Below are 13,140 nucleotides of genomic sequence, written 5' to 3'. Positions count from 1 at the left end.
CTCAGATTCGTCCGAGCACTTCTAGCCCGCGATTGCCGATCGCGAATCGGTTTCACACCAGTGCGGCGATCATCGGCTGCTTCTCACCGCGCGGGTCTCACAGCAGTGCGTCGACGAACGCCTCCGGCTCGAAGGGGGCCAGATCGTCCGCGCCCTCGCCCAGACCGACCAGTTTCACCGGCACGCCGAGCTCCTTCTGGACGTGGAAGACGATGCCCCCCTTGGCCGTGCCGTCGAGCTTGGTCAGCACCACCCCGGTGATGTCGACGACCTCGGCGAACACCCGGGCCTGCATCAGGCCGTTCTGGCCGACGGTGGCGTCGAGCACGAGCAGCACCTCGTCGACGGGCGCCTTCTTCTCCACCACGCGCTTGACCTTGCCCAGCTCGTCCATCAGGCCGGTCTTGGTGTGCAGGCGTCCCGCGGTGTCGATCATGACGACGTCGACACCAGAGGCGATTCCGCGGTCGACCGCGTCGAACGCCACGGCGGCCGGATCGGCCTGCTCCTTGCCGCGCACGATCTCCGCACCGACCCGCTCACCCCACGTCTGCAACTGGTCGGCCGCGGCCGCACGGAAGGTGTCGGCGGCACCCAGCAGCACGCGACGGCCGTCGGCCACCAGTACGCGGGCCAGCTTGCCCGTCGTCGTGGTCTTGCCGGTGCCGTTGACCCCGACCACCAGCACGACGGCCGGACGGCCCGCATGCGGCAGCGCACGGATCGACCGGTCCAGGGTCGGGTCGAGCTGCTCGATGAGCACACGCTTCAGCAGGGCCCGCGCCTCGGCGGCGGACTTCACCGGGTTCGCGGCCAGCTCGGTACGCAGGTTCTCTACGACGGTCATGGTGGTGGCCGTCCCGAGGTCGGCCATCAGCAGCGTGTCCTCGATCTCTTCCCAGCTGTCCTCGTCGAGGTCGCCGGCACCGAGCAGACCGAGCACGCTCTTGCCGATCGCACCCTGCGACCGCGACAACCGCCCGCGCAGCTTGCCCAGCCGCCCGGCAGTTGGGGCGATCTCCTCGCGCGGCGGTACCGCCACCGCACCCGACGCATCGTCGGGGGCCGCGGTCTCGGGGGTTTCGGTCTCGGGGGTTTCGGTCTCGGGAACCTCGACAACCGGCTCTTCGACGACCGGCGGCTCGACGACCGGGGCCTCGGCTGCTTCCGGCGCCGCCGCTTCCGGTTCTGCGACCTTCGCCTCCGGCTCGGTCGTCTCCGACTCGGTCGTCGCGGGCTCGGTGGTCGCGGGTTCTGCCTCGGCCGGTTCGATCACGTCCGGGAGCGGCACCTCGGTGATCCCGCGGCGGTGGGAGTCGCGCGGCACGGCGGCGTCATCGCCGACCGTGGGCTGGCCGTCGACGTCGGTGCGCTCCCCGACCGGCTGGACCGGCGGCTCGGGCTCGGGTTGCGGCTTGCGCGGCGGTTCCGGTTTGCGGGCCGGCGGTTCGGCGAGGGCTGTGTCACCGCGACTGAAACTGAAGCCCGACCCCGCCTGGTAGCCCCCGGACCGGTCGACCTGACGCGTGGTGCCGTCGACGATCTCCGGCTGCGTCTTGGTGTCGGACAGCGAGATGCGACGACGACGCGCCAGCACCAGTCCGAGCGCGATCAGCGCGGCGATGACGACCACCGCGATGACGATCCCGATGATGATTCCGGTGTTCACTGGCTGGTGTCCTCCTGTTGAGCCACGGGCATGTTGACGCCGCGCATGCGTTGCGAGATGACGGTCGTGATGCCGTCCCCGCGCATGCTGACGCCGTAGAGGGCGTCGGCGATCTGCATCGTGGGCTTCTGATGTGTGATGACGATCAGCTGCGACTTCTCCCGCAACTGCTCGAACAGCTTGATGAGCCGGCGCAGGTTGGTGTCGTCGAGCGCCGCCTCGACCTCGTCCATGACGTAGAACGGGGACGGGCGGGCGCGGAAGATCGCCACGAGCATCGCGACCGCGGTCAGGGACTTCTCCCCGCCCGACAGCAGCGACAGCCTCTTCACCTTCTTACCCGGCGGCCGCGCCTCCACCTCGATGCCGGTGGTCAGCATGTCGTTGGGCTCGGTCAGCACGAGCCGTCCCTCGCCCCCGGGGAACAGCGTCTCGAAGACCTGGCCGAACTCGCGCTCGACGTCGGCGTAGGCCTCGGTGAACACCTGCAGGATGCGGGCGTCCACCTCCTCGACCACGTCGAGCAGGTCCTTCCGGGCGGCCTTCACGTCCTCGAGCTGTGAGGACAGGAAGTTGTAGCGCTCTTCCAGCGCCGCGAACTCCTCGAGCGCGAGAGGGTTGACCTTGCCGAGGGTGTTGAGGTCCTTCTGCGCCTTCTTCGCGCGGGCCTCCTGGGTGGCGCGGTCGTACGGCATGGGCGCCGGGGCCACCACCTGGTCGCCGCGCGCCTTGGCTTCCTCGTACTCCTGCATCTCCAGGGCCGAGGGCGGCATCGGGACGTCGGGACCGTATTCGGCGATCAGGTCGTCGGGTGACATCGCGAACGTGTCGAGGATCTGCTCCTCGAGCTGCTCGATGCGCAGGGCAACCTGGGCGCGGGCCACCTCGTCGCGATGGACGGTGTCGCGCAACGAGTTCAGCGTGGTGGTCAGCTCGCCGGCCCGCACGCGCAGCTCATCGAGGGTCGCCGACCGTGCGATCCGGATCTCCTCGAGTTCGTCGCGGCCTGCCTGCGCCGATGCGACCGCGGACGCGAGTCGTTCGGCGACCTGGGCACCGGCCCGTTCGACTGCCGCTGCGACACCCGCGGCCTGCCGACGGATCTCGTCCTGACGACGCGCCCGTTCCCGGGCCTCGCGCTCACGCTGGGCGGCGCGACGCAGGGAGTCGGCCTTGCCGCGCACCGAGGCGAGGCGTTCCTCGGCGGTCCGGAGCGCCAGCCGCGCCTCCATCTCCGTGCCGCGCGCGATCCCGACCGCCGCCGCGGCCATCGACCGTTCCGAGTCGTCGGCCGCCATCTCCGGTCCCGAATCCGATTCGTCACGAGCGAGCCGTAGGCGCTCCTCGAGTTCGTGGAGGGACTCCAAGGTCTCTGCGCGGTTCTTCTCCAGCAGGTTGCGCTGACGCGTGAAGCGATCCGCCTCCGCACGGGCGGTGCGGATCTCATGGCCGAGTCGGGCCATCTGCTCGTAGGCGGCGCCGACACTCGAATCCGATTCGTGCAGCGCGGCGAGCGCCTCCTCCGCCGCCTCCCGCCGCTCGCGTTGTTCCGTGAGCGCGCCGTCGAGTGCGGCTTCGAGCTCTTCGACGCGGCGCCGGGTGGCGGCGAGTTCCTCGGTGGCGGCGTCGATGGCCGACTGCACCTCGAGCGTCGACGGGCGACGCGACGAGCCACCCTCGATCGACGCCGGGCCGATCCGGTCACCGGCATGGGTGACCACGCGCACGCCGAGGCGACGGGCGATCTCGAGTCCTTGCGCGGGGTCGTCGACGACCACGGTGTCGGCAAGGACGGTGTCGATCGCGTTGCGGATCTCCGGCCCGCAGGTCACCGCGGACGCGGCCCACCGAGCACCGTCGGGAAGAGTGACGTCTCGTTGGCGCACGGGCTCGGTGAGGCCGCCACAGATCAGCGCGGCCCGTCCCCCGTCACCGGACTTGAGGGCCTCGAGGGCGCGGACGGCCGCCATGCCGTCGACGGTGACGATGCCGTCGACCGCGGGGCCGAGCGCGCCGGCGATGGCGGTCTCGAAACCGGGTTCGACGGTGAGCAGCTCCGACATCGGTCCCAGCAGACCGTCGGGTGCGTTGTCGAGCAGCCAGGCACCGCCGTCGTTGCGTTCCAGACCCATCGCGAGGGCCTCGACGCGTGCCGACAGCGAGGCGATGGACTGCTCCGCCTCGCGGTGCTCGGCCTGCAGGGTCGCGACACGTTCGTTGGACAGGTTCAGTGCGGCGACGCACCGCTCGTGGTGTTCGTCGAGGGCCTGCTCGGAGGCCTCCAGCTGTGCAAGTTCACCCGCCGCCGAATCCTGTTGTGATGCAGCATTTTCCGCACGCTCGGTGGCGTGTGCGATGGCGGCCGTCAGGCGGTCGGCCTCGGCGTCGGTCGACTCCGACCGCGTCCGCAGGTTGTCGACCTGCCCCTCGAGACGGGCCAGCCCCTCTCGACGGTCGGCGATGGCCTGGACAGCGGCCAGATGTGCGGCCTCCGCGGCCTCGGCGATCGACTCGCGTTCACGAAGCACCTCGCGGGCCGTCTCGAGCTGTTCGGCGGCGATCTCGACTCCCTCGGTGAGCTCGGCCTCGAGTTCGGCGGCTTCGAGGGCCTGTTCCTCGAGTTCCTCGGGATCGGGGCCGGTGGCCTCTGCGGTGGCCTCGCTCAGGTAGCGGCTGCGCTCGGCAGCGACCCGGCGGGTCGCGTCGACGCGTTCGGCGAGTGCCGACAGCCGGAACCATGCGCGGCTCGCCGCCGCGGCAGCCGGGGTGACCTCGGCGAGATGCTGTTCGTGTTCGGTGACCTGCGCGTTGGCCTCGTCGAGTTGCTCGGCCACCTCGTCCTGGCGGCGCCGCACCTCGTCCTCGACGGCGGCGTGCTCGGCCATCTCGGCTCGGCGGATCACCAGATCGTCGGCCGCGAGGCGCAGCCGGGCATCGCGGAGATCAGCCTGCACCGTCTGAGCCCGGCGGGCGACCTCGGCCTGTCGGCCGAGCGGCTTGAGCTGACGCCGCAGTTCGGCCGTGAGGTCGGTCAGACGCGCCAGGTTGGCCTGCATGGCGTCGAGCTTGCGGACCGCCTTTTCCTTGCGCTTACGGTGCTTGAGGACGCCTGCGGCCTCCTCGATGAACGCACGACGGTCCTCGGGACGCGACTCGAGGATCGCTGACAGCCGGCCCTGACCGACGATGACGTGCATCTCGCGGCCGATACCGGAGTCGGAGAGCAGCTCCTGCACGTCCATGAGGCGGCAGGTGTTGCCGTTGATCTCGTACTCGCCGGCGCCGTCGCGGAACATTCGGCGGGTGATCGAGACCTCGGAGTATTCGATGGGCAGCGCACCGTCGGCGTTGTCGATGGTGAGCGTGACCTCCGCACGTCCCAGCGGCGGACGTCCGGAGGTGCCGGCGAAGATCACGTCCTGCATCTTCCCGCCGCGCAGTGCCTTGGCGCCCTGTTCGCCCATGACCCAGGTCAGGGCGTCGACGACGTTGGACTTACCCGAGCCGTTGGGACCGACGACGCACGTGATACCCGGCTCGAAGCGCAGGGTCGTCGCCGAGGCGAACGACTTGAAGCCCTTCAGGGTCAGGCTTTTGAGGTGCACGACGGTACAGACTACTCACCATCGCGACGTGTTTCGGGGAGCGCTCACCGTTCAGCGCTCACCTCTCGACGAAGCCGGTCAGGTCTCCGCGCGCCGGGTCGAGGCTGTCGACGACCAGATCGACCCGGCCGGGGGTCTCACCGGAGCGCAGTGCGTCGAGCAGTGCCAGCACTTTGTCGCGGGGCCCTTCGGCCACGACGTGTACCCGGCCGTCGGCCTGATTGGACGCGTAACCGACCAGACCGAGCTCCAGCGCCCGCGACCGCGTCCACCATCGGAAGCCCACGCCCTGGACGTGTCCGTGCACGAATGCGGACAGCCGGACCGTGTCGGTGGTCATGGAGTCAGTCCGTCTCGATCTTCAGGTCGACCTCGGCGCCCGCCTTGATGGTGCGGCCGACGGTGCACACCGCGTCGATGGCACGTTCGACGACGACGAGCAGTCGCTGTGCGGCGTCGGGGTCGAGTTCGGAGAGGTCGACCTCGAGGATCTCCTCGATCCGCGGGTACACCTCGTTCTCACGGTCGGCGTCACCGCTGACACGGATCGTGGCGTCGTAGTCGTCGCCGAGGCGGCGCGACAGCGGGCGGTCCGAGGACATGCCGGTGCAGGCCGCGAGCGCGATCTTCAGCAGCTCGCCAGGGGTGAAGACGCCCTCGACGTCCTGCGAGCCGATCAGCACCTCGGCGCCGCGCGAGCTGCGCCCGGTGTACCGCCGGGTCCCGGTGCGCTCGACCCAGAGGTCGGTGTGTGCCGGCTCGCCGGTCCCGGCCGGGGCGGCGGTGTTCTGTTCGATCGTCATGCTGGGATGAGTCCTCTCAGGCGGCGGGGTGGCGCTGGCACCGCTGACCATAGTAAGAGCCGTGGAACGGAATGAATTCCCGAGCCGGTCGCGACGGGTCGTCAGGCCGCTGCCGACTCCCTGCTTGCGTTGCGTTCCTTCCATTCCCACACCGCGTAGATGACCTCTGTCGCGTACGCGAGGTCGAGCTTGCCGCCACCGGTGGGCACCGTCGCATCCGCCGCGATCCGCCCGTCCGGCTGCCACAGCCCTGGCGCGCGTGTCGATGGGCTCACCTCGATCACTGAACCACCCGGCATGTGGAACGAAAACCGTTGCGAGCCATGACCGGTGATCCTGAACTCACCCCGATGCAACGCACGGTGGCAGCTTCCGCACAACAAAATCAGATTGTCCAACTCGGTCTCCCCGCCAGCCGACCAGAACACCACGTGATGGGCGTGCAGATGCCGGGTGCGCTCACATCCGGGCATCTGACAGCAGCGATCTCTCAGGAACAACGCCCGCACCAGTGCCTTGTTCGGCGTTCGCGATTTACGCCCCAACCCCAGCAACGCCAACTTTCCCGGTGCTCCGGAAACTCTGCTGGACAACGCCTTCCGAACCGCAGCACCGCAGTGCGCCTCGTCCAACTCAGCCTCCGACAGTGCCGGCCCGTCATCGAGGTGAGCCTGTTCCTCACCGTCGCCGACATGGATCAGTATCTCGGCTCCCGGTGCGAGATCAGGCATCGCGATCCCGTCGTGCACCATGTCGGCCATCGCTACCACCGCCGGCGCCAGATTCGACGGCACATTCCGCCACAGGTCCCGGCGATTCGCCGGCTTCACCTCGGAGTCCCGTTCACCATCCACGGTTTCCAACTCGCTCACAGCGTTCCGCGGAACGCTCGACACCGCGGGCAAATCCGCATCGTCGCAGGTCCGGGTGCGCTCGTACTCGGCACGGACCACACCGGCCAGGAACCGGGCACCATCGAGCGGTGACAGCGTCAGCGACACGGACAAGGAGCCGTCCGCATTCCACTTGCACCGGCCCGTCGACTCCACCGGTGGGCGATTTTCCGGCTCGATGCCACGATCCCGATCGATCTGTCCCATCGCACGTACCGCCCGCTCCAGCTGCGACGCCGTACACGACGACGCCAGGTTCACCAGCTCCTTCTCACGCAGCGGGGTCGCCACCCGCGTCAGCGCTCGCACCTTCGAATAGGACAACCGCCCCGCGCCGAACGCCTGCCGAATCAGCGGCAACGCCGCCAATGCCTTCGCCACCCGTACCTGCTCCTGGGCTGTGCGTTGAGAGATGCCCGCCTTCCACGACAACCAGTGTGCGAGCGAATGAATACCCGGACCCCTCCACGACTGCCGCTCATCCAACTCCGCAACCAGAGACAAGAACTCGGCCGTGAGCGCGGTGATCTGCGCGGCATAACCCAGCACTCTGCTTTCCAACGCATCATCGGACAAAGATGCCGGATCCGCGCCATCGAACATCGACGACACATTCTCACCGTGCAGCACCGAAACAGACACGAAGCCCCCAGCTGTTCGAACGAATATACGAACAACGTAGTGTCGCCCACCGACAAAACAGCTGGCCAAGGCGCTTCGAGCGTTCCGCGGAACGCTCGAAGCCTTACCAACTCGTTATTACCGCGAGCCTCGTGTTCCCGAGCCGCGGGTATAGAAACCCGTGGACCAGTCGCGAGCCGAGTTCAGCAGGTTGATGGAGCAGGAGGCGCCGAATTTTCAATGCTCACGTCGCTCTCGATCACAGCGTAGCCAATGCAGGATGCCGCGCTGCTCCACCGGCGCCGCACCTCCTTGCGCAACCAGGTGAGCGCCGATCTGTACGTGTCCTCACGAGCTCGTAGGCATAGCACGGCAACTACGCCGCTCTCACACGGCGACAACATTCACTGAAGTACTGCCGACTCAGCCGGCGCGACGCCGCGGAGCAGTCTGGCACTTCGGGCAGAAATACGAGCTGCGGTTCATGAAAGATTCCCGGCGCACGATCGCCCCACAGCGGCGACACGGCTGCCCTTCGCGCCCATAGGCATTCAAAGATCGTTCGAAGTACCCCGACTGGCCGTTGACGTTGACGTACAGCGCGTCGAAGGACGTGCCCCCGACCTCGACCGCCTCGGTCATCACCGCGGTGGCGGCGTCGATCAGTTCGAGCAACTTCTTGCGCGAGATCGTCTCGGCGATGCGTCTACCGTGCAGCCGGGCGCGCCACAGCGCCTCGTCGGCGTAGATGTTGCCGACGCCGGAGATGACGGTCTGGTCGAGCAGGACCCGTTTGATCTCGGAGTGCTTGGCGCGCATACGGGATACGACGGCTGCGGCGTCGAAAGCCGGGTCGAACGGGTCGGGGGCGATGTGTGCCACCGACACCGGGACGTCGGCGCCGTCATCGGAGACCGCGTAGTCGTCGAGGTGCCAGCCGCCGAAGGTGCGCTGATCGACGAAACGCAGTTCGTTCTCGTCATCGAGGGTCGCGCGAATGCGGAGGTGGGTGTGGTCGGGCGCCCCGTCGCGGGCGATGAGCATCTGTCCGCTCATACCGAGATGGACGACAAGAGCGGCACGATCGGTGTCGTCGGCGACGTCGATCCACATGTACTTGCCGCGACGACGCACCCCGGTGACGTGTTTGCCCGCCAGGCGACCGATCAGATCGGGTTTGCCGCCGACGTGGCGACGGGCGGCACGGGGATGGAGGACCTCGACCGCGGTCACCGTCCGCCCGGTCAGATGCTTCTCGAGACCCATCCGGACGGTCTCGACCTCGGGGAGTTCAGGCATGCACAGTCAAGATCACGACGAGGCGGACGTCACGACGAAGCCTCCGCACGCTCGGTGAGCGCCTTCCACGCGTGAGCGGCAGCCTGCTGCTCGGCCTCTTTCTTGGTGCGTCCGACGCCCTCGCCCAAGTTCTCCCCCGCGATCATCGCGATCGCGGTGAACTCCTTGTTGTGGTCCGGGCCGGTCGACGAGATCTGGTACTGCGGCGGGCCGTAACCGCGTTCTGAGCTCAGCTCCTGCAGCGACGTCTTCCAGTCCAGACCGGCGCCGAGCTGTCCGGCCTTCTCGATACGTTCGTCGAAGAGGCGCAGGATGATCCGCTGCGAGGTCTCCAGGCCGTGGCTGAGAAACACGGCGCCGAACAGCGATTCGAGGCCGTCGGCAAGGATCGAGTCCTTGTCGCGACCGCCGGTCATCTCCTCGCCACGACCGAGGTACAGGTACTTGCCCAGGCCGCCCTCGTCGCCGAGGCCGCGGGCCACATCGGCGAGCGCGTGCATGTTCACCACGCTCGCGCGGATCTTCGCGAGTTCGCCCTCGGGACGATCCGGAAAATGAAGGTATAGGCGCTCGGTGATCACCACGCCGAGAACGGAGTCGCCGAGGAACTCGAGACGCTCGTTGGTCGGCAGACCCCCGTGCTCGTAGGCGTACGAGCGGTGCGTGAGCGCCAGCGTCAGAAGGTCTTCGGGGATGTCGGTGTCGAGGGCGGCGAGCAGCGCGGCACGCCGACCGTCCTCGCGGGTCGCCTCAGTCACGACGTTCCTGCGTGTCGGGCTTGGCGTCCGTTTCGGACGTCTCCCGGTCCGAGAGTTCCGAGAACTTGTTCGCGAGGCCGGCCCAGCGGGGGTCGATCAGTTCGTGCGCATGGCCCGGTTCGGCGACCGCGAGACGGATGCCGCACACCTGACACAACCCCGGGCAGTCCTCCGAACACAGCGGGGACATCGGCAGTTCCAGCGCGACCGCATCGATGATCGACTGCTCGAGGTCGATGCGGTCGTCGACGATGCGGTGTACGTCGTCTTCCTCGGTGGTCTGCTCGGTCACACTGTCGGGGTATGCGAACAGTTCGGTGAGGAACACCGTGACCGTGCCGTCGATCGGCTCGAGGCAGCGGGAGCACTGCCCCTCTGTCTCACCGCAGGCGGTGCCGGTCACCAGGATTCCCTCGCTCACCGACTCGAGCCGGAGATCGAGATCGACGTCCGAGCCGGCCGGGATGCCGATCATCTCGACCCCGAGCTTGTCGGGGGTCGCGACCGTCTTGTGCACCTCGGACATGGTGCCCGGGCGCCGACCGAGCGACCGGACGTCGAGGACGAAGGGATCGCGCCGTGGCGCCGAACCGGGCCCGTGCGACGTTTCTGATGTCACAGCATGATCAGACACAAACTGCACCATACGCTCGCGATCGCCAATCATCGACCGACGCCACGGTGTGCGCCGGATCGGCTGTCCGGCAGGTCACACCGCCAGCGGGGATCCCTGGTCGCGGTCGTAGGAATTCCGGGTGGACGTCTCACGCGAGCGTGAGTTGTCGCCGCGGGAATCGCGTGCCGGCTCGTCCACGCTGCGGGGGTATTCGACGTAGTCGTGCATGCCCGCACCGGTACGCAGCTGATGCCGTCCACGGTTCACCGAACGCAGTGTGCCGGTGAGGATCTCCTCGAACTGGGCCAGCTTCTCGTCCACGTAGACGTCGCAGTCGCCGCGCAGGCGGTCCGCCTCCGCGTGGGCTGCGTCGATGATGCGTTCGGCCTCGGACTTGGCCGCACCGACGACCTCGGTCTCCGACACCAGACGCTGCTGCTCGGCGATGCCGTCGGCCACCGACTTGTCGTAGGTGTTGTTCGCCGCGTCGATGGTGCGCTGCGCCTCGGCGCGGGCCCGGCCGGTGACGGCCTCGAACTCGCGGGCGGCACTGGTCTGCAGCCGGCGCGCTTCCTCGGTGGCGTCTTCGACGAGCGAGTGCGAGTGCGAGCTCGCCTCGTCGACCATGCGATCGGCCTGGGCCTTGGCCTCGGACAGGATTCGGTCGGCCTCGGCACGGGCGTGTGCGAGCACGGCCTCGGACTCGGAGTCGGCCTTGGCCACTGTCGTCTCGGCATGCTCACGCGCATCACCGATCAGGGTGTCGCGCTGGTCGAGGACGTCCTGAGCGTCGTCGAGCTCGCCCGGGATCGAGTCCTTGATGTCGTCGAGGAGTTCGAGCACGTCACCGCGCGGCACGACACAGCCCGCGGTCATCGGCACACTCCGCGCCTCCTCGACAATCGCGACGAGCTCGTCGAGAGCCTCAAATACCCGGTACACAGCCACCCCAATCCGGCGCTTGCCTGTTTGCAACAGTTGGTGAATCTGTGACTATTGTGCCGAATGTTGCGCCTGTGATTAGTGAAGCGCGTGGGGTGTGTCGCGGTTCCCGCAGGTGACTCTCAGACGGAACGCTCGCCGGTGAGCTTCGCGGTCAGGTTCTCGTGGATGTGCGGCGACAGGAAGGGCGTGACGTCACCGCCGAGCTTGGCGACCTCTTTGACGAGCGAGCTCGACACATGCGCGAACCGGGGGTCGGTGAGCAGGAAGACCGTCTCGACGTCGGCGAGCGCGCGGTTCATCTGTGCCATCGGGACCTCGTAGTCGAAGTCGACCGCCGAACGCAGCCCCTTGACGATGGTGTGGATCGACTCCTGCTTCAGATAGTCGACGAGAAGGCCTTCCCAGCGATCGACCCGCACGCCGGGCAGGTCGGCACAGTCTTCCTCGATGAGCGCGATGCGCTCGTCGACACTGAACATGCCGCGCTTGTTGGGATTGACCACCACGGTGATCACCACCTCGTCGAAACACGCCGCGGCGCGTTCGACCACATAGCGGTGGCCGAGGGTGAAGGGATCGAAGGAACCGGGACACACTGCCGTCGTCATGGACCTGAACTTACCGTCAGGTCCGACGCCCGGGCCGCGTCAGGAGCCGACGAACTCCCCGACCTCGACGCGGGTGTCGCCGTAGTTCTTGTCGACGACAACCTCGAAGCCGCCGGGCCAGATGTCGCCGGTCGAGCGCGCCGAGCGTTCCACGACCACCAGGGCGTCGTCGGCGAGCCGGGTCGCGGCGAGTTTCGCCAGATCCTCGGAGAGAGCCGCCGCGCCGACCGCGTACGGAGGGTCGGAGAACACGAGGTCGTATCTCCGCTCGGGCGGCGAGGAGAGGTAGGCAGACACCGGTCGCGTCAGTACGGTGGTCGACGAGGCGATCCCACAGACCTTCACGTTGGCCCCGATCACGGTCGCGGCCTTCCGCGCGGAGTCGACGAAGGTGGCGCCGGCGGCTCCGCGTGACACCGCCTCGATGCCGAGGGCCCCGGACCCGGCGTACAGATCGAGGACCCACAGCCCGTCCAGATCGAACCGGGCGTCCAACATGTTGAAGACCGACTCCCGTACACGGTCAGATGTGGGACGAGTTCCCTCGTCCGGAACACGGAGCCGTCTACCCCGTAGCTCGCCGGCGATGATCCTCGTCATGGGGCCATTCTGCTCCCCCGGGAACTGCCGAATCGACGCGTGGGTGACACTCTTGTGACCCACTTCACATTGCATGTCTGAACAGGTAGAAGGTAGGGGTTCGATGGGGCAATTTCCGCTGGTGGGTGACTTCCCGGATACCCGTTGTTAACGTCGAGAGCGTTATGAGCCCTTCACAAACAAGAACGGCCCCAACAACTGTCCTCACCGTCGATTATCGGATGCCGACTGTCGCCGACGGTACCCGCCTCTGGGAAATCGCTTCGGATTCAAAGGTTCTCGACGTGAACTCGTCGTACTCCTACGTCCTGTGGTGCCATGACTTCGCCGAGACCTCGATTGTCGCCGAAGTTGACGGCCGTCCGGTCGGCTTCGTCACCGGGTATCGTCGGCAGAACGACCCCTCCACCCTCATGGTGTGGCAGGTCGCCGTCGACGACTCGATGCGCGGGCACGGCGTCGCCGGGTCCATGCTGCACCACCTGTTCGATCGTGCGAACCGCCTCGGAATGGTGGCGATGCACACCACGATCAGTCCCGACAACATCCCGTCGCAGCGACTGTTCGAGTCGGTCGCGAAGGCCCGAGGCCTCCGTTTCGAGCGCCGTGACCTGTTCGCCGCCAACACTTTCCCGGACTCGCACGAGCCCGAGGATCTCTACATGCTGGAACCGGAGATCCCCGAGCCCTGAGCGCTCGCGCGTGATCCCGGCACGGCCATGC

12 protein-coding genes are annotated in these 13,140 nt (G+C 67.6%); 1 reads left to right on the top strand and 11 read right to left on the bottom strand.

Translation table 11 applies throughout. From position 1 onward, the window contains the following. Nucleotides 1-97 precede the first annotated feature (97 nt). From ftsY to rsmD, 11 genes are all read right to left on the bottom strand, one after another. On the bottom strand, nt 98-1,669 hold the full coding sequence (gene ftsY, locus GONAM_RS10805) for a signal recognition particle-docking protein FtsY (protein WP_006866808.1): 1,572 nt from the start codon (nt 1,667-1,669) through the stop codon (nt 98-100). Further along, nucleotides 1,666-5,274: a chromosome segregation protein SMC gene (gene smc, locus GONAM_RS10800; RefSeq protein WP_006866807.1), complete on the bottom strand. Its 3,609-nt coding sequence runs from the start codon at nt 5,272-5,274 to the stop codon at nt 1,666-1,668. The genes ftsY and smc overlap by 4 nt, the downstream gene beginning before the upstream one ends. 58 nt (nt 5,275-5,332) lie before the next feature. Continuing rightward, entirely contained in the window at nt 5,333-5,614 is a 282-nt protein-coding gene (locus GONAM_RS10795; RefSeq protein ID WP_006866806.1) for an acylphosphatase, read from the bottom strand. A 4-nt stretch (nt 5,615-5,618) separates the two neighbouring features. After that, a complete protein-coding gene (locus GONAM_RS10790; protein ID WP_006866805.1) occupies nt 5,619-6,077 on the bottom strand; it encodes an OsmC family protein in 459 nt (152 codons plus the stop codon). A gap of 101 nt (nt 6,078-6,178) precedes the next feature. Beyond that, nucleotides 6,179-7,573: an HNH endonuclease signature motif containing protein gene (locus GONAM_RS10785; protein ID WP_006866804.1), complete on the bottom strand. Its 1,395-nt coding sequence runs from the start codon at nt 7,571-7,573 to the stop codon at nt 6,179-6,181. Nucleotides 7,574-8,014: 441 nt separating this feature from the next. After that, the gene (gene mutM / locus GONAM_RS10780) at nt 8,015-8,890 is read right to left on the bottom strand and encodes a bifunctional DNA-formamidopyrimidine glycosylase/DNA-(apurinic or apyrimidinic site) lyase (RefSeq protein WP_006866803.1); all 876 of its coding nucleotides are present in this window, start codon (nt 8,888-8,890) and stop codon (nt 8,015-8,017) included. Between the two features lie 29 nt (nt 8,891-8,919). Then, on the bottom strand, nt 8,920-9,648 hold the full coding sequence (gene rnc / locus GONAM_RS10775; RefSeq protein WP_006866802.1) for a ribonuclease III: 729 nt from the start codon (nt 9,646-9,648) through the stop codon (nt 8,920-8,922). Continuing rightward, on the bottom strand, nt 9,641-10,315 hold the full coding sequence (locus GONAM_RS10770) for a YceD family protein (RefSeq protein WP_006866801.1): 675 nt from the start codon (nt 10,313-10,315) through the stop codon (nt 9,641-9,643). The genes rnc and GONAM_RS10770 overlap by 8 nt, the downstream gene beginning before the upstream one ends. A 42-nt stretch (nt 10,316-10,357) precedes the next feature. Beyond that, nucleotides 10,358-11,206: a DivIVA domain-containing protein gene (locus tag GONAM_RS10765; RefSeq protein ID WP_006866800.1), complete on the bottom strand. Its 849-nt coding sequence runs from the start codon at nt 11,204-11,206 to the stop codon at nt 10,358-10,360. A gap of 122 nt (nt 11,207-11,328) precedes the next feature. Then, nucleotides 11,329-11,817: a pantetheine-phosphate adenylyltransferase gene (gene coaD / locus GONAM_RS10760; protein WP_006866799.1), complete on the bottom strand. Its 489-nt coding sequence runs from the start codon at nt 11,815-11,817 to the stop codon at nt 11,329-11,331. 39 nt (nt 11,818-11,856) lie between these two features. Further along, the gene (rsmD, locus tag GONAM_RS10755; RefSeq protein ID WP_040536056.1) at nt 11,857-12,417 is read right to left on the bottom strand and encodes a 16S rRNA (guanine(966)-N(2))-methyltransferase RsmD; all 561 of its coding nucleotides are present in this window, start codon (nt 12,415-12,417) and stop codon (nt 11,857-11,859) included. Nucleotides 12,418-12,581: 164 nt separating this feature from the next. On the opposite strand from rsmD, the gene ectA reads away from it, so the two are divergent. Next, nucleotides 12,582-13,109, top strand: coding sequence for a diaminobutyrate acetyltransferase (ectA, locus tag GONAM_RS10750; RefSeq protein WP_040536053.1), 528 nt, complete (start codon nt 12,582-12,584; stop codon nt 13,107-13,109). Nucleotides 13,110-13,140: the final 31 nt, after the last annotated feature.

It is taken from the genome of Gordonia namibiensis NBRC 108229, assembly GCF_000298235.1.
GTDB classification, from domain to species: Bacteria; Actinomycetota; Actinomycetes; order Mycobacteriales; family Mycobacteriaceae; genus Gordonia; species Gordonia namibiensis.
This window is presented reverse-complemented; position numbering and strand designations above follow the sequence as displayed.